This is a genomic window from Kitasatospora cineracea (assembly GCF_003751605.1).
Lineage (GTDB): Bacteria > Actinomycetota > Actinomycetes > Streptomycetales > Streptomycetaceae > Kitasatospora > Kitasatospora cineracea.
In genome coordinates this window covers 1,305,001-1,324,664 of record NZ_RJVJ01000002.1, presented here as the reverse complement: position 1 = coordinate 1,324,664, position 19,664 = coordinate 1,305,001, and the positions used below count along the sequence as shown (strand labels likewise).

General features: G+C 74.0%; 19 protein-coding genes (1 of these 19 running past the window's edge). 14 read left to right on the top strand and 5 right to left on the bottom strand.

The features are described 5' to 3' along the window. Positions 1-88 precede the first annotated feature (88 nt). On the bottom strand, positions 89-1,219 hold the full coding sequence (locus EDD39_RS32100; protein WP_030461143.1) for an MBL fold metallo-hydrolase: 1,131 nt from the start codon (positions 1,217-1,219) through the stop codon (positions 89-91). A gap of 254 nt (positions 1,220-1,473) precedes the next feature. Here EDD39_RS32100 and fabG point away from each other — a divergent pair, with 254 nt between their 5' ends. Together fabG and fabI are read left to right on the top strand one after the other, a co-directional pair. Then, positions 1,474-2,193, top strand: coding sequence for a 3-oxoacyl-[acyl-carrier-protein] reductase (fabG, locus tag EDD39_RS32095; RefSeq protein ID WP_123562746.1), 720 nt, complete (start codon positions 1,474-1,476; stop codon positions 2,191-2,193). Between the two features lie 2 nt (positions 2,194-2,195). Next, on the top strand, positions 2,196-2,963 hold the full coding sequence (gene fabI, locus EDD39_RS32090; RefSeq protein WP_030461145.1) for an enoyl-ACP reductase FabI: 768 nt from the start codon (positions 2,196-2,198) through the stop codon (positions 2,961-2,963). Between the two features lie 87 nt (positions 2,964-3,050). On the opposite strand, the gene EDD39_RS32085 is transcribed toward fabI, so the two are convergent. Then, complete coding sequence (locus tag EDD39_RS32085) at positions 3,051-3,725, bottom strand: FadR/GntR family transcriptional regulator (RefSeq protein WP_123562744.1); 675 nt, start codon at positions 3,723-3,725, stop codon at positions 3,051-3,053. Between the two features lie 77 nt (positions 3,726-3,802). Between EDD39_RS32085 and EDD39_RS32080 the strand changes: the two genes are divergently transcribed. The 3 genes from EDD39_RS32080 to EDD39_RS32075 all read left to right on the top strand — a co-directional run bounded on the left by EDD39_RS32080 (position 3,803) and on the right by EDD39_RS32075 (position 5,857). After that, positions 3,803-5,095, top strand: a complete 1,293-nt coding sequence (locus EDD39_RS32080) for a CynX/NimT family MFS transporter (RefSeq protein WP_123562742.1) — start codon at positions 3,803-3,805, stop codon at positions 5,093-5,095. 10 nt (positions 5,096-5,105) lie between these two features. After that, the gene (locus EDD39_RS42350; RefSeq protein WP_255358097.1) at positions 5,106-5,228 is read left to right on the top strand and encodes an SGM_5486 family transporter-associated protein; all 123 of its coding nucleotides are present in this window, start codon (positions 5,106-5,108) and stop codon (positions 5,226-5,228) included. Between the two features lie 101 nt (positions 5,229-5,329). Next, positions 5,330-5,857: a SixA phosphatase family protein gene (locus EDD39_RS32075; RefSeq protein ID WP_123562740.1), complete on the top strand. Its 528-nt coding sequence runs from the start codon at positions 5,330-5,332 to the stop codon at positions 5,855-5,857. 61 nt (positions 5,858-5,918) lie between these two features. Here the strand turns inward: EDD39_RS32075 and serB are convergent, their stop codons facing one another. After that, positions 5,919-7,181 carry a phosphoserine phosphatase SerB gene (serB, locus tag EDD39_RS32070; RefSeq protein ID WP_123563468.1) on the bottom strand — a complete coding sequence of 421 codons (1,263 nt, stop codon included), beginning with the start codon at positions 7,179-7,181 and terminating at the stop codon, positions 5,919-5,921. 271 nt (positions 7,182-7,452) lie between these two features. Between serB and EDD39_RS32065 the strand changes: the two genes are divergently transcribed. The 3 genes from EDD39_RS32065 to EDD39_RS32055 all read left to right on the top strand — a co-directional run bounded on the left by EDD39_RS32065 (position 7,453) and on the right by EDD39_RS32055 (position 12,232). Further along, positions 7,453-10,161 carry an FHA domain-containing protein gene (locus EDD39_RS32065; RefSeq protein WP_244257385.1) on the top strand — a complete coding sequence of 903 codons (2,709 nt, stop codon included), beginning with the start codon at positions 7,453-7,455 and terminating at the stop codon, positions 10,159-10,161. Positions 10,162-10,455: 294 nt separating this feature from the next. Next, on the top strand, positions 10,456-11,595 hold the full coding sequence (locus EDD39_RS32060; RefSeq protein WP_123562736.1) for a GAF domain-containing sensor histidine kinase: 1,140 nt from the start codon (positions 10,456-10,458) through the stop codon (positions 11,593-11,595). Next, entirely contained in the window at positions 11,588-12,232 is a 645-nt protein-coding gene (locus EDD39_RS32055) for a response regulator (RefSeq protein WP_030461152.1), read from the top strand. The genes EDD39_RS32060 and EDD39_RS32055 overlap by 8 nt, the downstream gene beginning before the upstream one ends. Before the next feature lie 33 nt (positions 12,233-12,265). Here EDD39_RS32055 and EDD39_RS32050 read toward each other — a convergent pair whose 3' ends face one another. Further along, positions 12,266-13,066 (bottom strand): hypothetical protein, encoded by an 801-nt coding sequence (locus EDD39_RS32050; RefSeq protein ID WP_123562734.1) that lies wholly within the window; start codon positions 13,064-13,066, stop codon positions 12,266-12,268. 132 nt (positions 13,067-13,198) lie between these two features. Between EDD39_RS32050 and EDD39_RS32045 the strand changes: the two genes are divergently transcribed. The 6 genes from EDD39_RS32045 to EDD39_RS32020 all read left to right on the top strand — a co-directional run bounded on the left by EDD39_RS32045 (position 13,199) and on the right by EDD39_RS32020 (position 19,060). Further along, positions 13,199-13,990, top strand: coding sequence for an ABC transporter ATP-binding protein (locus tag EDD39_RS32045; RefSeq protein ID WP_123562732.1), 792 nt, complete (start codon positions 13,199-13,201; stop codon positions 13,988-13,990). Positions 13,991-14,093: 103 nt separating this feature from the next. Beyond that, positions 14,094-14,528, top strand: a complete 435-nt coding sequence (locus tag EDD39_RS32040; RefSeq protein ID WP_123562730.1) for an NfeD family protein — start codon at positions 14,094-14,096, stop codon at positions 14,526-14,528. A 10-nt stretch (positions 14,529-14,538) separates the two neighbouring features. Beyond that, complete coding sequence (locus EDD39_RS32035; RefSeq protein ID WP_030461156.1) at positions 14,539-15,564, top strand: SPFH domain-containing protein; 1,026 nt, start codon at positions 14,539-14,541, stop codon at positions 15,562-15,564. Between the two features lie 187 nt (positions 15,565-15,751). Further along, positions 15,752-16,519, top strand: a complete 768-nt coding sequence (locus EDD39_RS32030; RefSeq protein WP_123562728.1) for a sulfite exporter TauE/SafE family protein — start codon at positions 15,752-15,754, stop codon at positions 16,517-16,519. 157 nt (positions 16,520-16,676) lie between these two features. After that, a complete protein-coding gene (locus EDD39_RS32025) occupies positions 16,677-16,973 on the top strand; it encodes a 4a-hydroxytetrahydrobiopterin dehydratase (protein WP_030461158.1) in 297 nt (98 codons plus the stop codon). A 122-nt stretch (positions 16,974-17,095) separates the two neighbouring features. After that, positions 17,096-19,060, top strand: a complete 1,965-nt coding sequence (locus EDD39_RS32020) for an outer membrane protein assembly factor BamB family protein (protein ID WP_123562726.1) — start codon at positions 17,096-17,098, stop codon at positions 19,058-19,060. A 103-nt stretch (positions 19,061-19,163) separates the two neighbouring features. Here the strand turns inward: EDD39_RS32020 and EDD39_RS32015 are convergent, their stop codons facing one another. Next, positions 19,164-19,664 carry the 3' portion of an HNH endonuclease gene (locus tag EDD39_RS32015; protein ID WP_030461160.1) on the bottom strand. 42 nt of this gene lie beyond the right edge of the window, so 501 of the gene's 543 nt are visible here — the last part of the coding sequence; its start codon lies beyond the right edge, outside the window; it ends in the stop codon at positions 19,164-19,166.

The following is a 19,664-nucleotide window of genomic DNA, read 5'->3' as shown; positions in this document are numbered from 1 at the left end:
TCGCATCATCCCCGGCCGCAGGGCGTACGGCCAGCCAATATTCGCCGCGCCACGCTGATGGGCCGTCAGATCGGCGCCGGGCGGGGGCCTACGCCAGGGCCTCCCACCAGCCGTCCAGCTCCGGCGGGTTGGCCACCTCGACCCGCTGCCCCGGCCGCGGCACGGCCAGCGGCACGGCCTGGGCCTTGGCCTCCGCGAGCAGCCGCTCCACCGGCTCCGCCCAGCGGTGCGGCGCCAGGTTGAAGGTGCACCAGTGGATCGGCAGCAGCAGCCCGCCGCGCAGCTCCAGGTGCGCCCGCACCGCCTCCTCCGGGTTCAGGTGGATGTCGGCCCAGGCGTCGTCGTACGCGCCGATCGCCATCAGCGCCGCGTCGAACGGGCCGTGCTGCTCGCCGATCCGGGCGAAGCCCTCGAAGTAGCCGGAGTCGCCGGTGAAGAACACCTTGCGCTCCGGGCCGGCCACCACCCAGGAGCCCCACAGCGTGGTGTTGCGGGCCAGGCTGCGGCCGGAGAAGTGGTGCGCGGCGGTCAGCGTCAGCGTCAACTCGCCGAGCGTGCAGGTCTCGTCCCAGTCCAGCTCGATGATCCGGTGCTCCGGCACGCCCCAGCGGCGCAGGTGGCCGCCGATGCCCAGCGGCACCGCGAACGGCGCCGACTGCAGCTCGACCAGGCGGCGCACGGTGGCCATGTCCAGGTGGTCGTAGTGGTCGTGCGAGATCAGCACCGCGTCCACCTGCGGGAGTTCGGCCAGCTCGACCGGCACCGGGTGCAGCCGCTTCGGGCCGGTCAGCTGCGAGGGCGAGCAGCGGTCCGACCAGATCGGGTCCACCAGCACCCGGCAGCCGTCCAGTTCCAGCAGCGCCGAGGCGTGCCCGAACCACGTCACCGCGACGCCCTCGGAGGCCCCGCCGGACACCTCCGGCACCGCCAGCGGCACCGGCGCGGCCGGCACCCGGCCCTCCTTCTCGAACAGCATCCGGCGCAGCGTCGCCGAGTCGGGCCGGCCCGGCGCCCCGGCGGACACCTCGGACGGCGCGTTGTGGAACACCCCGTCGCGGTACTGCGGGGACGCCCGCAGCCGCAGGTCCGACGCGTCCGGACGGCGCCCGAACTGGGCCGGCACCTCGCGCAGCGCCCACGCCGCCGCGCCCGCCAGGGCCAGCGCCGCCAGCGCCGCCAGCCTGCGGCGACCGGTCCGGTCAGGGTGTGCACCACTCATTGCGTCCGCTCCGATCGGCTCGCCCGAAATCGGCGCCCCGGGCTCTCCGGAACACCTTCGGGGCAACGCCCGCGGCCTGCGCGGCGTTCCCCGCCCCCTGGATGACTCCATTGTGGAGATGCGACAGTTCTCGTCGGACGCCCCTGTCGGAGGCCGCTTCGTCCGCGCTCGCACCCTACCGATAGCGTCGCTGGTGAACTGCGCGCGCAGCCGCGGACGCACAACGTACGCACATCGAGAGAAGAGGTGGACCCTTGAGCCGCTCGGTACTGGTCACCGGAGGTAACCGGGGCATCGGCCTGGCCATCGCCCAGAGCTTCGCCGAGGCGGGCGACAAGGTCGCCATCACCAGCCGGAGCGGCGAGGTCCCGGCGGAACTCGCCAAGTACGACGTGCTGGCCGTCCGCGCCGACATCACCGACGCCGCGCAGGTCGACGCCGCCTTCACCGAGGTCGAGGCCGCCCACGGCCCGGTCGAGGTGCTGGTCGCCAACGCCGGCATCACCAAGGACACCCTGCTGCTGCGGATGTCCGAGGACGACTTCAGCTCCGTCCTGGACACCAACCTCACCGGCACCTTCCGGGTCGTCAAGCGCGCCGCGGCGAAGATGCTGCGGGCCCGCAAGGGCCGGGTCGTGCTGATCTCCTCGGTGGTCGGCCTCAGCGGCTCCGCCGGGCAGGCCAACTACGCCGCCTCCAAGGCCGGCCTGGTCGGCTTCGCCCGTTCGCTGGCCCGCGAGCTCGGCTCCCGCAGCATCACCGTCAACGTGGTGGCGCCCGGTTTCGTCGACACCGACATGACGGCGGTGCTCAGCGAGGAGCGCCGCCAGGAGATCGTCTCCGGCGTCCCGCTGGGCCGCTACGCCGCCCCCGCCGAGATCGCCTCGGCCGTGCGGTTCCTGGCCTCCGACGAGGCCGCGTACATCACCGGAGCCGTCGTTCCCGTCGACGGCGGATTGGGCATGGGTCACTGACCATGACTGGAATTCTCGAAGGCAAGCGCATCCTGATCACCGGCGTGCTGATGGAGTCCTCCATCGCCTTCCACACCGCGAAGCTGGCCCAGGAGCAGGGCGCCGAGATCATCCTCACCGCCTTCCCCCGGCCCAGCCTCACCGAGCGCATCGCCAAGAAGCTGCCCAACCCCGTCAAGGTCCTGGAGCTCGACGTCTCCAACGCGGAGCAGCTGGCCGGCATCGCCGACCAGGTCCGCGAGCACCTGCCCACCCTCGACGGCATCGTCCACTCGATCGGCTTCGCGCCGCAGGACGCCCTCGGCGGCAGCTTCCTGGACACCCCGTGGGAGTCCGTGGCCACCGCGATGCACGTCTCCGCGTACTCGTTCAAGTCGCTCACCACGGCGCTGCTCCCGCTGATGCAGGACGGCGGCTCGGTGGTCGGCCTGACCTTCGACGCGCAGTTCGCCTGGCCGCAGTACGACTGGATGGGCCCGGCGAAGGCCGCCCTGGAGTCGACCAACCGGTACCTGGCCCGCTACCTGGGCTCGCGCGACATCCGCTGCAACCTGGTCTCGGCCGGCCCGATCGGGTCGATGGCCGCGAAGTCGATCCCCGGCTTCCCGGACCTCGCCGCGACCTGGGACTCCCGCTCCCCGCTCAAGTGGGACCTCACCGACCCGGAGCCGGCCGGCCGCGGCGTCGTCGCGCTGCTCAGCGACTGGTTCCCGAAGACCACCGGCGAGATCGTCCACGTGGACGGCGGCCTGCACGCGATCGGGGCTTGAGCGCTCCGCCCCTCCGCCCCGCGGGGCCCGGTGACCGCACGTGTCGCCGGGCCCCGCGGGCGTTCCGGCGACACCGGGCGCGGGGGCCTAGCGGTTCTCGGCCTTGCAGAAGCCGATGGCGCGGCCCGCCTCGTCGGCGGCCTTCTCCGGGTCGCCGGCCCGGATCGCTTCGAGGATCGCGGCGTGCGGGACCCAGCGGTGCGGGAGCAGGTCGGGGCCGACGTCGTGCCGCAGGTGGGCGCGCAGGACCTCGCCGAGGTCGGCGTAGACGGCGGCCAGGACGTCGTTGTGGGCGGCGGCGACCACCGCCTGGTGGAAGGCGGCGTCGGCCTGGATGAAGTCCTCGGGGACGCCGGCGTGCCAGGCGGCGTCGCGGCGGGCGAGCGCGGCGTCGAGGAGTTCGAGGTCGCGCGCGGTGCGGCGGAGGGCGGCGAAGCCGGCGGCGGAGGTCTCCAGGGTGGAGCGGAGCTCGGCGACCTGGTCCTGGTCGGCGTCGGCGAACCGGCGGTGCAGGACGCCCGCGAGCTCGCTGGTGGCCAGGACGTAGGTGCCGGAGCCCTGGCGGATGTCGAGCAGCCCGTTGTGGGCGAGGGCCCGGACGGCCTCGCGGACGGTGTTGCGGGCCACGCCGAGCTGGTCGACGAGCTCCGCTTCGGTGGGGATGCGGGAACCCACCGGCCACTCGCCGGAGGTGATCTGGGCCCGGAGCTGGGCGATCACCTGGTCGGAGAGCGGGGTGCGGCGGGTGGTCGACAGCGCCAAGGTCGTGCTCCTTCTGTGGTCCACGTCATCAGGATACCGGGGTGCGGTAAGTCATCCCATGATTCTATGATTGCGCCATGTCTACCGCAGCAGACCCCGCCGCCACCGAGACCGGGAGCCGCCCACCCGCCGCCCCGTCCACCGAGAAGACCACCCCCGCCGCCGTGCGCAACGGCGCCGCCGTCCTGCTCGCCGTCGCGGTGGCCGCCGCCGCGGTGAACCTGCGTCCCGTGGTCACCAGCCTCGGCGCGCTGCTCGACCCGGTCCGCGACGGGCTCGGGATGAGCGCCACGACGGCCGGCCTGCTGGCCGCGGTGCCGCCGCTGTGCTTCGCGCTGCTCGGCGTCTGCGCCCCCGGCCTGGCCCGCCGGACGGGGCCGATCGCCGTGGTGACGGCCGCCATGGCCGCGATCGCGGCGGGCGTGCTGGCCCGCTCGTTCACCGGCTCCGCCGTGGTGTTCCTGCTGCTGACCGCGCTGGCGCTGGCCGGGGTGGCGCTGGCGAACGTGCTGATCCCGGTGGTGATCAAGCGGTACTTCCCGGACCGGGTGGCGCCGATGATCGGCCTCTACTCGATGTCGCTGTCGGTGGGCACCTCGCTGGCCGCCGCCACCACCGTGCCGCTGACGAACGCGATGGGCGGCGACTGGCGGCTCGGCCTGGGCGTCTGGGGCCTGCTCGCGGTGGTCGCGCTGCTGGTCTGGCTGGGGGTGCTGTTCGCCCGCCGGGAGAAGTCCGGCCCGGCGACGGCGACGGCGGCGGGCCCGGCGGCCGCGCACGTCAAGCTGCCGATCCTGCGCAGCCGCACCGCGTGGGCGCTGGGCGCGTTCTTCGGCCTGCAGTCCACCAGCGCGTACAGCGCGATGGGCTGGCTGCCGAAGATCTACCACGACGCCGGGGTCTCGGAGTCCGCGTCCGGCGTGCTGCTGGCCCTGGTGATGGCGGTCAGCGTGCCGGTCTCCTTCCTGCTGCCGAACCTGGCCGCCCGGCGCGGCGACCAGCGGCTGTACGTGGTGGTGCTCGGCCTGGCCGGGATCGCCGGCTTCCTCGGGCTGATGTTGGCGGCCGGCACCGTGCCGTGGCTGTGGGCGGTGCTGGTCGGCCTGTCGATGTGCGCGTTCCCGCTGGCGCTGACCATGCTCGGCCTGCGCGCCCGCACCCCGGGCGGGGTGACCCAGCTGTCGGCGTTCGCGCAGAGCCTGGGCTACCTGATCTCCATCCCGGGCCCGATCCTGATGGGCGCGCTCTACCAGAGCACCGGCCGGTGGTACCTGCCGCTGGGCCTGCTCGCGCTGCTGCTGGTGCCGCAGATGCTGGTCGGACTGCGCGCGGCCAGGGCCCGGCACATCGAGGACGAGGCCGTCCGTTAGGCTCGGCGCCATGCCAGTACTGGACCCGAACCCGCAGGGCGGGCAGAAGAAGCTGCTGCAGATGCTCGGCCTGATCGCCGCCATCGTCGTGGTCATCGCCGTCGTGGCGACGGTGGCGCAGGCGATGGGCTGAACCGCCGCCCCGGGGCGGCTCCGGAGGCACCGCCACCCGCAGGGGTGGCAGCTTCCCGGAGCACGCGACCGGACGGCGGTTTTCTGCGAAGCTCTAGGGGTATGAGCGCCGACACCCCTCGTAGGATCATCGTCCTCCGCCACGCCCGGGCCGACTGGCCCAACCAGGTCAGCGACCACGACCGCCCGCTCGCCGACCGCGGCCGCGGCCAGGCCGTCGACGCGGGCCGCTGGCTGGCGGACTCCGGGATCAACCCCGACCACGTGCTGTGCTCCACCGCGCTGCGGACCAGGGAGACCTGGAAGCTGGTCGCCCACGAGCTGCCCAAGCGGGCCCGGAAGACGGTCTACGAGGACCGGGTGTACGAGGCCCAGCCCGGCCGGCTGATCGAGGTGATCCAGGAGACTCCCGACGAGCACGCCGACCTGCTGCTGGTCGGCCACAACCCCGGCGTGCTCGGCCTCACCCAGGTGCTGGCCGGCGACGAGGGCGACACCGAGGCGCTCAACCGGCTGCGCCTGAACGGCTTCCCGCCCGCCGCGGTCGCCGTGCTCAGCTTCGGGGGCCCGTGGAAGCTGGTCGAGCCCGGAGTGGCCCGGCTCGACTCGTACTTCATGCCGCAGGACTGACCCGCGGCGGCGACGCGGGAGGGGCGGCACCCGGCCCGGGTGCCGCCCCTCCCGCGTCGGTTCAGTCCTCGGTGGGCGTGCCGTCCAGCTCGTCGGCCGCCTCGACCTCCTCGCGGGTCACCCCGAGCAGGTACAGCACGGTGTCCAGGAACGGCACGTTCACCGCGGTGTCGGCCTGCTCGCGGACCACCGGCTTGGCGTTGAAAGCGACGCCCAGGCCGGCCGCGTTCAGCATGTCGAGGTCGTTGGCGCCGTCGCCGATCGCCACCGTCTGCTCCAGCGGCACCCCGGCCCGCTCGGCGAAGCGGGCCAGCCAGCGGGCCTTGCCGGCCCGGTCGACGATCTCGCCGGTCACCCGGCCGGTGAACTTCCCGTCCTCGACCTCCAGCGTGTTGGCGGCCGCGAAGTCCAGGCCCAGGCGCTCCACCAGGTGGTCGGTGACCTGGGTGAACCCGCCGGAGACGATCGCCACCTGGTAGCCCAGCCGCTTCAGGGTACGGATCAGCGTCCGGGCGCCCGGGGTCAGCCGGACCTCGGCGCGGACCTTCTCGGTGACCGCCGCGTCCAGCCCGGCCAGCAGCGCCACCCGGGCGCGCAGCGACTCGGCGAAGTCCAGCTCGCCGCGCATCGCCTGCGCGGTCACCGCGGCGACCTGCTCCTCGCAGCCCGCGTGGGCCGCGAACAGCTCGATCACCTCGTCCTGGATCAGCGTGGAGTCCACGTCCATCACCACCAGGCGCTTGGCCCGCCGGAGCAGGCCCGCCCGGACCACCGCGATGTCCACCCGCTGGACCGCGGCCTCCACCGCCAGCACCGCGCGCAGCTCCTCGGTCGGCACCCCCGAGATGGTCAACTCCACGGCCGTCACCGGGTACTTGGCGAGGCGGAAGACCCGGTCGATGTTGCCGCCGGCCTCCGACACCCGGGTCGACAGCGCGGCCACCGCGGCCGCCGTCAGCGGGTGGCCGAGCACCGTCACGTGCGAACGGCCCTCGCCGCGCGAGCGGTTGTCGCCGGTGCCGGAGATGATCTCGGCCTGGAGCTTGTGCTCCTCCGCCCAGCGGTGCACCGTCACCCGCAGCGCGCCCTCGGCACCCGGGGCGGTCGGGGGAGTGACCAGCGCGCACAGCGTTATCCGGCCACGGGTCACCACCTGCTCGATGTCGATCACCTCGACGTCGAAGCCGGCGAGCCGGTCGAACAGGCCCGCGGTGATCCCGGGGCGGTCCTTGCCGAACACCTTGACCAGCAGCGTGCGCTCGGCGTCGGTGCTCACGGGCGGCGCGGCGGAAAGGGCCTGAGCGGCCGGATCAGTTGCGTTCATGGTGCCCCCCACGCTACCCGGCCCGCCCCCGCCCCGACCGCGGGCGTCCGCGAGGTGGGACGCCCGCCGGGGCCGCCGCCCGCCGCCCCGCCCGCACCCGGCCGCCGCCCCGGCCGCCGCCCCGCCCGGACCCGGCCCGGGCCCCGCGGAAAGCCCCGCCGCGGGCCCGGCCGCGGGCCCCGGCACCGTCCCGACCTGGTTGCCGACCGGTCACAGAAGCCCGGCCCGACTTCCGAGTACACCGGCGGGGCTGGAATGATTCCCCCGTCAGATGCAACATCCTGGGGGACCGGAGAGCGGGGCGGGCGGAGAGTTGCCGCAACTCGTACTAGAAATCGACGGCCGGCAGCGGGTACTCGAACCCGGCCGTGCCTACACCATCGGCCGTGATCCGGCCTCGGACTTCCCGTTCGACGACGCCAGGGTCTCCTGGCGGCACGCCAGCCTGAGCTTCGACGGCACCACCTGGCAGTTCGCCGACCACGGCTCCACCAACGGCACCTTCGTCGCCGGGGCCCGGGTCGCCCAGAGCGCGGTCCACCCCGGCACCGTCGTGCACCTCGGCAACGGCCAGAACGGGCCCCGGCTCGCCTTCACCGCGCCGGCCGCCGCCTCCGCCCCGCAGGGCGGCAGCATCCACGAGGCCGCCACCAGCCGGGCCCCCGGCCCGCAGCAGGGCCAGGCCCCGTACCAGCAGCAGCAGTTCGGCCCCGGGCCGGCCGCCGCGGCGCAGGGCCACCGGCCGCCGCCGGTCGAGCAGCCGATCCCGCAGGGCTGGGACGCACCCACCCCGCGCCCCGGCTTCCCGCAGCAGCAGGTCGCCGCGCCGGCCCCGCAGCAGTTCCAGCCGCCGCAGCCGCAGTTCCAACAGCAGTTCCCGCCGCAGCAGCCCGCGCAGCCGCAGCCGCAGCCGGTGCACCAGCAGCAGGGCGGGCAGCAGCCGGGCGCCCCGGTCGGCGGGCTCGGCAACCCGACGATGATCCGCAGCCTGGCCGGCGGCCGCACCATCCGGATCGGCCGCGCGCTCGACAACGACATCGTGGTCTCCGACCTCCAGGTCTCCCGCCACCACGCCGAGCTGCGCCAGCTCCCGGACGGCCGCTGGGAGATCGTCGACCTCGGCAGCCACAACGGGATCTTCCTCAACGGCCAGCCCACCCGCCGCCAGCTGATGGGCCCGCAGGACCGGCTCACCGTCGGCCACTCCTCCTTCGTGCTGGTCGGCGACCAGCTCCAGGAGTTCGTCGACGACGGCGCGGTCTCCTTCTCCGCCCACCACCTGACCGTCGAGGTCGAGTTCAAGGGCGGCAAGAAGGTCCTGCTCAACGACGTCAGCTTCTCCGTCCCGGAGAAGTCCCTGGTCGCGGTCATCGGCCCGTCCGGCTCCGGCAAGTCCACCCTGCTGCGCGCCCTCACCGGCTACCGCCCCGCCGACCGCGGCGACGTGCTCTACGACGGCCGCAACCTGTACCGCCAGTTCGCCGAACTGCGCTCCCGGATCGGCCTGGTCCCGCAGTCCGAGATCCTGCACAAGGAACTCACCGTCCGCACCGCCCTCAAGTACGCCGCCCGGCTGCGCTTCCCCGGCGACACCGAGGCCGCCGAGCGCGACCGCCGGATCGACGAGGTGCTGTACGAGCTGCGCCTCGACAAGCGCGCCGACAACCGGATCACCGCGCTCTCCGGCGGCCAGCAGAAGCGCGTCTCGGTCGCCCTGGAGCTGCTCACCAAGCCCTCGCTGATCTTCCTGGACGAGCCCACCTCCGGCCTCGACCCGGGCATGGACCGCGAGGTCATGCAGACCCTGCGCGGCCTCGCCGACGACGGCCGCACCGTCCTGGTGGTCACCCACTCGGTCGCCGAACTCGCGCTCTGCGACCGGCTGCTGGTGATGGCCCCCGGCGGCTCGGTGGCCTACTTCGGCCCGCCCGGCGAGGCCCTGCACTTCTTCGGCTACGAGACCTGGGCGGACGTCTTCCAGGCGTTCGAGAACTACCCGGACCACGACTGGGCCGGCCGCTACCGCAACTCCGTCCACTACCAGCAGTACTCGGCCAACGTGGACGCCGCGGTCTCCCAGGTGCAGCAGCCCAACGCGCTCAACCAGCTGCGCCCGCCCAAGCCGCAGAGCTGGGGCTCCCAGCTGTGGACGCTGATCCGCCGCTACCTGGCGGTGATCGCCTCCGACAAGGGCTTCATCGCGCTGTCCCTGCTGCTCCCGCTGGTGCTCGGCGCGGTCTCCGCCGTCATCCCCAGCAAGTGCGGCCTGGCGCCCTGCGGCAACGGCCGCAACGACATCGCCCGGCTGATCCTGATGGTCGTCGCGTTCTCCGCCTGCCTGTCCGGCTCGGCGAACTCGGTCCGCGAACTCATCAAGGAACGCGCGATCTACGAACGGGAACGCGCCACCGGCCTGTCCCGCTCCGCCTACCTGACCTCGAAGTTCATCGTGCTCGGCGCGATCAGCTTCCTGCAGGGCGGCATCATCTCGGCGATCGCCTTCAAGGTCCGCAAGCTCCCCGCCGAGGGCCTGCTCCTCAAGCACCTGCCCGCGGTCGAGATGTCCGTCGGCGTGATCCTGCTCAGCTTCACCTCGATGATGGTGGGCCTGGCGATCTCCTCGCTGGTCAAGACCGCCGAGAAGACCATGCCGCTGCTGGTCATGTTCGCCATCGTCCAGATGGTCTTCACCGGCGCCATCTTCCAGCTCTTCGACAAGCCCGGCCTCGAGCAGCTCGGCTGGCTGATGCCCGCCCGCTGGGGCGTCGCCGCCAGCGGCAACACGCTCGACCTCGCCCACGTCTCACCCGTGGTGGTGGTCAAGCCCCCGGAGACGCCCCCGCTGGACTCCATCTGGGACCACTCCGCGGGCATGATGTTCCTCAACTGGACCGTCATGATCGTCATCTCGGTGGGCATCGGACTGGCGATCCAGCGCTTCCAGAAGCGGCACGAACCCGAGGTCATGCAGAACGGCTGACCCGCGGCGCGCACGGCGAGGGGCCCCTCCGGGGGCCCTTCGGCGTTCCCGGGGCCACCGGACCGGGGGCCTCCGGCCTAGGTCCTGTCCGGTCGGTCTTGTCGGATCGGCGCGCGGCGGTGGGCGCCCGGCTGGGAGTGCCGGCCCGACGCCCTCGTACTGGATGTACTCGGGTGTTGGGCCGGTGCTTCCAGGCGGGATGCCCGGCGTCGGGCGCCCGGCGAGATCGGCCGGACAGGGCCTAGGTCTCCCGCCCGAGGTGGCGGGCGCCGCCCCGGCGGTAGCGTGGGCGGCATGGACAGTCCCGGGTGCGACCCGTCGTTGCAGGCGATCGAGGCGGTCAGCGCCGCGGTGCTGGCGATGTCCCGGCCGTTGGAGGTCCGGGAGGTGCTGCGCCGGATCACCGCCTCCGCCCGCACCCTGCTGGGCGCCGAGTACGCCGCGCTGGGGCTGCCGGACGACCACGGCGGGTTCGCCCAGTTCGTGGTCGACGGGGTGAGCGACGAGCAGTGGCGGGCGATCGGCCCGCTGCCCCGTCAGCACGGCGTGCTGGCCTCGATGCTGCACGACCGCGAACCGACCCGGCTGACGGACGTCCGCACCGCCCCCGCGTTCGGCGGCTGGCCGGACGCCCACCCGGACATGACCGACTTCCTCGGGATGCCGATCATGGACGAGGACGAGATCGCCGGGGCCCTGTTCCTGGCCAACAAGCCCGGCGGCTTCACCGACCACGACGAGGAACTGCTGCGGATCCTGGTCGCGCACGCCGCCCTCGCCCTCGGCAACGCCCGGCTCTACGAGCGCAGCCGCGAACTCACCCTCTCCGGCGAGCGCGCCCGGATCGCCCACGACCTGCACGACGCCGTCTCGCAGAAGCTGTTCTCGCTGCGCCTGACCGCCCGCGCCGCCGCCAAGCAGGTCGACCGCGACCCGGCCCGGGCCCGTGAGAACCTCGCCGAGGTGGCCCGGCTGGCCGCCGAGGCCGCCGACGAACTGCGCGCCGTGGTGGTCGAACTGCGCCCCGCCGCGCTGGAGGAGGACGGCCTGGTGGCCACCCTCGCCTCGCAGGCCCAGGTGCTGGACCGGGCGCACAGCGCCGCGGTGGCCTTCACCGCCACCGGCGTCCGCGCGCTGCCCGCCGCCCAGGAGGCGGCCGTGCTGCGGGTCGCCCAGGAGGCGCTGCACAACGCGCTGCGGCACGCCGGCGCCGGCAGCGTCACGGTCACCCTCACCGGCACCCCGCCGCGCGGCGCGAAGCTGACCGTCCGCGACGACGGCCGCGGCTTCGACCCGGAGTCGGTGCGCCGGGCCGGCCGGCACCTCGGCCTGGTGTCGATGCGCGACCGGGCCGCCGCGGTCGGCGGCCGGCTGTCCCTGGAGTCCGCCCCGGGCCGGGGCACCCTGGTCGAACTGGAGGTCCCCGGTGCCTGACACCGCGTCACCGATCCGCGTGCTGCTGGTGGACGACCACCAGGTGGTCCGGCGCGGCCTGCGCACCTTCCTGGAGGTGCAGGACGACATCGAGGTGGTCGGCGAGGCCGCGGACGGCGAGCAGGCCGTCGAGCGGGCCGCCGACCTCGCCCCCGACGTGGTCCTGATGGACCTCAAGATGCCCAAGGTCGACGGCATCGAGGCGCTGCGCCTGCTGCGCGAACGCGGCAGCACCGCCCGGGTGCTGATCGTCACCAGCTTCACCGAGCACCGCACCATGGTCCCGGCGCTGCGCGCGGGCGCGGCCGGCTACGTGTACAAGGACGTCGACCCGGAGGCGCTGGCCGGGGCGATCCGCTCGGTGCACGCCGGCCACGTGCTGCTCCAGCCCGAACTCGCCGCCGCCCTGCTCGCCGAGGACGTCCCGGCCCCGCCGCAGGGCCGCGGCGGCACCCTCACCGACCGCGAGCGCGAGGTGCTCTCGCACATCGCCGACGGCCGCTCCAACCGGGAGATCGCCCGCTCGCTGCACCTGTCGGAGAAGACCGTCAAGACGCACGTCTCCAACATCCTGATGAAGCTGGACGTCGCCGATCGCACCCAGGCCGCGCTGTGGGCGGTCCGCAACCAGGGCTGAGCGCCCGTCGGCCCCGCCGCTCAGCCCCGCCGCTCAGCCCCGCAGCTCGTCCACGGCCGCGTTGTGCGCCGCCACCTGGGCCCGCCGGGCGGTCCGCTCCAGCGGGGCCAGGGCGTCCCGCCGGGCGGCCATCTCGGAGGCGGAGACCGCCGCCCCGTGCCCGCCCGCCGCGATGTGCAGCAGCGCGGACACCTGCCGGGCCGACTCCAGCACCCGCACCGCGCGCTGCGGGTAGCCGGGCGCCAGCGCCTCGCGGTGGCCGCGCCGCCGGAAGGACTCCAGCGCCCGCAGCGTCTCCGGCCCGGCCCCGGCCACGTCCAGCCGGGCCAGCACCGCGGTGGCCTGCCGCAGCCCGTCGGCGAGTTCGCGCTCGGCCTCGTCCAGCGAGGGCACGTCGGCCGGCAGCGCGTCGTTCACCGGCAGGCACTGCCACAGCACCCGCACGCCCTGGTCGCCGGCCGGTCCGTACACCTCGACCTCCGGCACCAGCCCGTACGGGACGCCGACCGCCAGGACGGCCTCGCCGGCGCCCAGCGCCAGCGAGTTGAAGGCCGGCGGCCCGGTCAGCCCGAGCGGGTGCCCGGCCACCGGGAGGGCGAGCCGCAGGCCCTTCGCGCCCATGACGCGCAGCCGTCCCAGCGCCCAGGTCAGGCCGTGCAGCGAGTCCGGGGCCTCGCCGGGCAGGCCGGTCACCCGGTGGGCGTCGTCGGTGCCCTGGACGGCGGCGGCCGCGTCGTCGGGGGAGGCGGCACCGGTCAGCAGCGCGTTCCCCCAGGCGGTGAGCCGCCCCGAACGGGGTTCTTGGTACGGATTGTCGGCAGGAGTGGCGAGCATCGGACCAGCCTACGGACAAGCGCGCCGGGCGGGTGGCGTAGGTTTGGCCTGACACAGGTGGACCGCACCCCGAGGACCTCACGCCCAGGTCCCACGGACGGCCGGATTCTTGCATTTGGGGAAGGCGTAGGCATGAGCGACGTGCTGGAGCTGGTGGACGTTTCCGTGGTCCGGGAGGGGCGCGCGCTCGTCGATCACGTGTCCTGGTCGGTCAAGGAGGGCGAGCGCTGGGTGGTGCTCGGCCCGAACGGAGCGGGCAAGACCACGCTGCTCCAGATCGCCGGCGCCTACCTGTTCCCGAGCTCCGGCGAGGCCGTGGTGCTCGGCGAGAAGCTCGACCAGGTCGACGTGTTCGAGCAGCGCGCCCGGATCGGCCTGGCCAGCGCCGCGATGTACGACAAGCTGCCGGTCGGCCAGACCGTGCTGGAGACGGTGCTGACCGCCGCGTACGGGCAGACCGTGCACGGCAAGGAGACCTACGAGGAGCCGGACGAGGCCCGCGCCCTGGTGCTGCTCGACCTGCTCGGCATGGCCGCCTTCACCGACCGCAGGTTCGGCACCCTCTCCGAGGGCGAGCGCAAGCGCACCCTGATCGCCCGCGCCCTGATGACCGACCCCGAGCTGCTGCTGCTCGACGAGCCCGCCGCGGGCCTCGACCTCGGCGGCCGCGAGGACCTGATCCGCCGCCTCGCCGCGCTCGCCCGGGACGAGTACGCGCCGTCCATGGTGATGGTCACCCACCACGTCGAGGAGATCGTCCCCGGCATGACCCACGTGCTGATGATCCGTCAGGGCAAGGTGATGACGGCCGGTCCGATCGGGAGCACCCTCACCGCCCGCAACCTGTCGCACTGCTTCGGCCTGCCGCTGACCCTCGAGCAGCGCGGCGACCGGTGGACCGCGCAGGGCCTCCCGCTCGGCTGAATCGCGCCGCCGGGGCGAACGGCGGGAACCGGTCGTACACACGGCCGGTTTCCGCCGCCCCACCTGCGGGAAGCTACGCGGGGAGAGACTCGACTTCCCTAGGATGGAGCCCGTGGACAGCTGGATCTGGTGGCTGCTGCTCGCCGTCGCGCTGGGCATTCCGCTGGTGGTCACCGCGATGCCCGAGTTCGCCATGTTCGCGGTCGGTGCCGGCGCCGCCGCGCTGACGGCCGGTCTGGGCGGCGGTGTGGTCCCGCAGTTCCTGGTGTTCGTCGGGGTGTCGGCCGCGCTGCTGGTGTTCGTGCGCCCGATCGCCTACCGCCAGCTCAAGAAGGGCCCGGGCTACCGCACGGGCGTGGAGGCGCTGACCGGCGCCACCGCAGTGGTACAGGAAACAGTCGACGGGGGAGAGGGCGGACGGATCAAGCTGAACGGCGAGATCTGGTCGGCCCGCGCGCTCCACCCGGGCTCGGTGTTCGAGCCGGGGCAGCAGGTCGACGTCGTCGAAATCCAGGGCGCCACCGCCCTGGTCGTCTAGGGGAGAAGCGTTGGAACCCGTCCTCATCGTCCTGATCGTCCTGGTCGTGGTGGCCTTCATCGCCCTGATCAAGACGATCCAGGTGATCCCGCAGGCCAGCGCGGCGATCGTGGAGCGCTTCGGCCGCTACACCCGCACCCTGAGCGCCGGCCTGAACATCGTGGTCCCGTTCATCGACACCATCCGCAACCGGATCGACCTGCGCGAGCAGGTCGTCCCGTTCCCGCCGCAGCCCGTCATCACCTCGGACAACCTGGTCGTCAACATCGACACCGTCATCTACTACCAGGTGACCGACCCGCGGGCCGCGACCTACGAGGTGGCCAGCTACATCCAGGCCATCGAGCAGCTCACCGTCACCACCCTGCGCAACATCATCGGCTCGATGGACCTCGAGTCCACCCTGACCTCCCGCGAGGTCATCAACGCCGGCCTGCGCGGCGTCCTGGACGAGGCCACCGGCCGCTGGGGCATCCGGGTCAACCGGGTCGAGCTGAAGGCGATCGAGCCGCCGACCTCCATCCAGGACTCGATGGAGAAGCAGATGCGCGCCGACCGCGACAAGCGCGCCGCGATCCTCACCGCCGAAGGCGCCCGGCAGGCCCAGATCCTGCGCGCCGAGGGCGAGAAGCAGGCCGCCGTGCTCCAGGCCGAGGGCGAGGCGCAGGCCGCCGTCCTCAAGGCCGACGGCGAGGCCGCCGCGATCCGCACCGTCTTCGAGGCCATCCACGAGGGCGACGCCGACCAGAAGCTGCTCGCCTACCAGTACCTGCAGACCCTGCCCGAGCTCGCCAAGGGCGACGCCAACAAGCTGTGGATCATCCCCAGCGAGGTCGGCGACGCGCTCAAGGGCCTCGGCGGCGCCTTCCAGGGCGTCACCGGCGGCGGCGCCACCCCGGCCGCCCCCGCCGTCCCGCCGCCGGCCGCCCGCGTCCCGGTCGACCCGGCCGCCGGCCCGCGCCCGGTGGACACCGAGAACAAGACCGCCCGACCCCGGGTCGAGCCCACCCGCGAGTACCCCAAGATCGACGAGTAACCCGCAGCGCCCCGACGGGCCCCGGCCGACCCCGCGTCGGCCGGGGCCCGTCCGCGTCCCGGGCCGCCCGGCCCGCGCGTCTCGCATCGCGGAACACCTGTCCACTTTCCGGACGACCCTGGCCAAGCCGCGCACCGCTCCGGCATGATCGACCGGCGCGTGACAGCAGCCAACGAGGGGGAAGCCAATGACGCTGTGGGAGATGACCGCCGTCCTGCTGGCCGGGACCGCGGCCGGAGCCATCAACACCATCGTCGGCTCCGGCACCCTGATCACCTTCCCCGTCCTGCTCGCCGTCGGCCTGCCCCCCGTCACCGCCAACGTCTCCAACTCGCTCGGCCTGGTGCCCGGTTCACTGGCCGGCGCGATCGGCTACCGGGCCGAACTCGCCGGCCAGCGCCCCCGCCTGCTCCGCTTCGGCACCGCCTCGCTGCTCGGCGGACTCACCGGCGCCGCCCTGCTGGTCACCCTCCCCGGCAGCGCCTTCGAGGCCGTCGTCCCGGTCCTGATCCTCACCGCCCTCGTCCTGGTCGTCCTGCAGCCCCGGGTGGCCCGCGCGATGGCCGCCCGCCGCGCCGCCGGCACCGCCGCCCCCGCCACCGACGGCGGCTGGCCGCTGCTGTTCTGCATCGGCCTCACCGGCGTCTACGGCGGCTACTTCGGCGCCGCCCAGGGCGTCCTGCTGCTCGCCCTGATGGGCATGCTGCTCCCCGACGACCTGCAGACGATCAACGGGATCAAGAACGTCCTCGCCGTGATCGTCAACGGCGTCGCCGCCCTCTTCTTCCTCTTCACCTCGCACATCGACTGGACCGCCGCCCTGCTGATCGCCGCCGGCGCCACCCTCGGCGGCGTGCTCGGCGCCAAGGTCGGCCGCCGCCTCCCGCCGATCGCGCTGCGCGGCCTGATCGTGCTGGTCGGCCTGGCCGCCGTCACCAAACTGCTGTTCTTCTGACCGTCCCCGCCGTCTTCCGACCCTCCCCGCCCGGCCGCCCGCACGCCGTGCGGACCGCAGGTCGACCTGCGGTCCGCGGACCCGACGGGCCGCCCCGCGCGACGTAGGCTCGGCGGTGACGGCCGCCCCCGCGGCCGCAGCCAGGACGGAGACCGCCATGAGCCGCACCCGCCTCAGCGAGGAACAGATCGCCAACGCCCTCGCCGACCTCCCGCAGTGGACCCGCACCGGCGAAGCCATCACCCGCACCGCCGAGACCGCGAGCTTCCCCACCGCGATCAAGGTCGTCGACGCCGTCGCCGAACAGGCCGAGGCACTCGACCACCACCCCGACATCGACATCCGCTGGCGCACCCTCACCTTCCTGCTCACCACCCACAGCTCCGGCGGCCTGACCAGCCTCGACATCACGGTCGCCCACCTGATCGACCGCGCCCTCGACGACGCCGCCTGACCCCGACCGCCCCCGCAGCCCCCCACCCGCCCCCGAACCCCGCGCAAAGCCCCGGCAAAACCCGTTCCCGCGCCGTGAGATGCTGGCCCCTTGCCAGACCGCAGTCGGGACGGACGGAACGCATGGCTCAGGAACCTCCCACGACACCCGGGTACGACCAGCAGCCCTGGTACCCCCAGCCCCAGCAGCAGGGCTACCCGGAGCAGCAGGCGTACGGGCAGCAGTCCTACGGCGACCCGCAGCAGCAGCAGTCCTACGGCTACCCCGAGCAGCAGCAGCCGTACGCGGACCCGCAGCAGCAGGGCTACGGCTACCCGGACCAGCAGCAGGCGTACGGGCAGCCGCCCTTCCCGCAGCAGCCGCCGTCCTACGGCTACCAGGAGACCTACCAGGACCCGCAGCAGCAGTCCTACGGCTACCCCGAGCAGCAGCAGCCGTACGCCGACCCGCAGCAGCAGGGCTACGCCGAGCAACAGAACGGCTACCAGGACCCGTCCGCCCAGCAGCTCTACGCACCTCCCGCCGCCGAGCCGGCCGGCCGGCCGGACCCGTACGGGCAACCGGCCGCCGCGCCCGCCCCGGCCGCCGCCGCCGACTACCCGCAGACCAGCGCCGAGGACCCGTTCGCCCCCGGCGGCACCGGCGTGCCGGCCGGCTCCGCCACCGGCCCGGCCGACATCGGCACCGGCACCGGCACCGGCCGGGAGCGCCCCGCCGCCGGCGGCTTCGCCGCCAAGGCCCGCGCCGCGGTGCTCTCCGGCGAGGGCGCCCCCAGCCGCCGCGGCCTGGCGATCCGGGTCGGCGCGGGCGTCGCCGCGCTGGCCGTACTGGTCACCGCCGGCGTGCTCGCCATGTCCGACGACGGCGACAAGCCCACCGCCCAGAGCCCCCAGGGCAGTTCGCAGAACATCGCCGTCGCCCACACCAAGTCCTGGACGGTGCCCGCCGACCAGGCCGCCGCCGGGGCCCAGGGCGCCGACGACACCCTGGTCGGCAGCTGGCTGCTGGCCGACAGCGTGGTCCGCGCCGACGGCACGGGCGTGCACGCCTACGCCCTCGCCGACGGCAAGCCCACCTGGACGCTCAAGGCCCCCGCCGACGGCGCCGTCCCCTGCGGCCTGTCCCCGGCCGTCAACGCCGCCGGCCTCGGCGCGGTCGCCTACCGCCCCGCCGCCGACCCGAAGAGCCCCTGCAGCACCGTCGCCGCCGTCGACACCAAGTCCGGCCAGGCGGTCTGGACGAAGACCCTGTCCGACGCCAAGGACAGCTACACCACCCACGTCGCCGTCACCGACGACAAGGTCGTCGCGGTCGGCGACGACAAGGCGTCCGCCTGGGCCGCCGCCGACGGCGCCGAAGCCTGGCAGTACACCGGCCAGGGCAAGTTCTGCACGCTGTCCGGCAACGCCGGCGCCTCCGTCGTGGTGCTGCACAGCCGCTGCGCCGACTCCACGCCCGCCGACCAGGCCGTCGCGCTCAACGTCTCCGACGGCAAGGTCAAGTTCTGGCGGGGCCTGAACAACCAGCCCACCACCGTCACCGTGCTCTCCGCCGAACCCGCCGTGGTGCTCACCACCGGCGAGAAGCCCGCCGACGACCGGGTGTTCGCCTGGGGCGCGGAGGGCGACCCGGCGGCGGAGATCCCGGTGGCCGTCGAGGGCGGCGGCCGGCTGGACGTCGGCCGCGGCAGCTTCGACCCCGTCCCCGCCGTGTACTTCCAGGGCAGCACCATGTTCGCCGCGGTCGTCCCCGACGGCGGCGGCAACCCCACCGCGATCACCGCGTACGACCTCGCCACCGGCAAGCCGCAGTGGCGCACCCCCGTCGCCGAGAAGAGCAAGGCCCGCCCGATCGGGGTCGACGCCGGCGGCCTGGTGGCCGCCGCCGACGAACGCGGCGACCAGCCCGCCCACCTCAGCCGCTTCGCCCTGGCCGGCGGCCAGGAGACCCAGGGCGGCGCCTTCCCGCAGGGCACCGGCTCGCTGCTCACGGCCGGCCGGGTGCGCACCGCCCCCGGACACCTGGTGGCCGTCCCCGAGCACGCCTCCAACTACGGCGTGGCCACCGCCTTCACCAGCAAGGGCTGACCCGCCCCCGCCCCGCACCCCGTGCGGTTCGTGAGGTCCGTGCGGTCCGTGCAATGACGACGGGCCCGACCTGTCCCCTGATCAGGTCGGGCCCGTCGGCCTCTCACACGCCCGCGGCCGCGGCCGCCTTCCGGTCCTCCGGCCGCTGCGGCAGCCAGGCGGCGAGCTCCCCCAGCTCACCGGCCCGCAGCCCGAGCGCGAGCATCAGCGTCGCCTCCGGCGTCGGCTCGAACGGCCGCCGCAGCAGCCGCATCCCCGCCTGCTCCGGCGTCCGGTCCGCCTTGTGCTGGTTGCACTCCGCGCAGGCCGCCACGGTGTTCAGCCAACTGTCCGCCCCACCACGCGACTTGGGCGCCAGGTGGTCCACCGTGGTGCCCCGCCGCCCGCAGTACGCGCACCGGAACTGGTCCCGCGCCAGCACCCCCCGCCGCGACCACGGAGCCCGTTGTCGGAACGGCACCCGCACGTACCTGGTCAGCCTGATCACCCGCGGCACCGGCAACTGCACCCCCGAGCCGCGCACCACCCGCAGCGGATGCGCCTGCTCGACCACCGCCTTGTCCTGCAGGACCAGCACGACGGCACGGCGCAGCGGCACCGTGCT

What these genes read in the sequence shown, in the direction of transcription:
- EDD39_RS32100 (WP_030461143.1), bottom strand. Translation starts at nt 1,219, where the DNA reads ATGAGTGGTGCACACCCTGACCGGACCGGTCGCCGCAGGCTGGCGGCG.
- fabI (WP_030461145.1), top strand. Translation starts at nt 2,196, where the DNA reads ATGACTGGAATTCTCGAAGGCAAGCGCATCCTGATCACCGGCGTGCTG.
- EDD39_RS32080 (WP_123562742.1), top strand. Translation starts at nt 3,803, where the DNA reads ATGTCTACCGCAGCAGACCCCGCCGCCACCGAGACCGGGAGCCGCCCA.
- EDD39_RS42350 (WP_255358097.1), top strand. Translation starts at nt 5,106, where the DNA reads ATGCCAGTACTGGACCCGAACCCGCAGGGCGGGCAGAAGAAGCTGCTG.
- EDD39_RS32075 (WP_123562740.1), top strand. Translation starts at nt 5,330, where the DNA reads ATGAGCGCCGACACCCCTCGTAGGATCATCGTCCTCCGCCACGCCCGG.
- serB (WP_123563468.1), bottom strand. Translation starts at nt 7,181, where the DNA reads ATGAACGCAACTGATCCGGCCGCTCAGGCCCTTTCCGCCGCGCCGCCC.
- EDD39_RS32065 (WP_244257385.1), top strand. Translation starts at nt 7,453, where the DNA reads ATGCAACATCCTGGGGGACCGGAGAGCGGGGCGGGCGGAGAGTTGCCG.
- EDD39_RS32060 (WP_123562736.1), top strand. Translation starts at nt 10,456, where the DNA reads ATGGACAGTCCCGGGTGCGACCCGTCGTTGCAGGCGATCGAGGCGGTC.
- EDD39_RS32050 (WP_123562734.1), bottom strand. Translation starts at nt 13,066, where the DNA reads ATGCTCGCCACTCCTGCCGACAATCCGTACCAAGAACCCCGTTCGGGG.
- EDD39_RS32045 (WP_123562732.1), top strand. Translation starts at nt 13,199, where the DNA reads ATGAGCGACGTGCTGGAGCTGGTGGACGTTTCCGTGGTCCGGGAGGGG.
- EDD39_RS32040 (WP_123562730.1), top strand. Translation starts at nt 14,094, where the DNA reads ATGGAGCCCGTGGACAGCTGGATCTGGTGGCTGCTGCTCGCCGTCGCG.
- EDD39_RS32030 (WP_123562728.1), top strand. Translation starts at nt 15,752, where the DNA reads ATGACGCTGTGGGAGATGACCGCCGTCCTGCTGGCCGGGACCGCGGCC.
- EDD39_RS32025 (WP_030461158.1), top strand. Translation starts at nt 16,677, where the DNA reads ATGAGCCGCACCCGCCTCAGCGAGGAACAGATCGCCAACGCCCTCGCC.
- EDD39_RS32020 (WP_123562726.1), top strand. Translation starts at nt 17,096, where the DNA reads ATGGCTCAGGAACCTCCCACGACACCCGGGTACGACCAGCAGCCCTGG.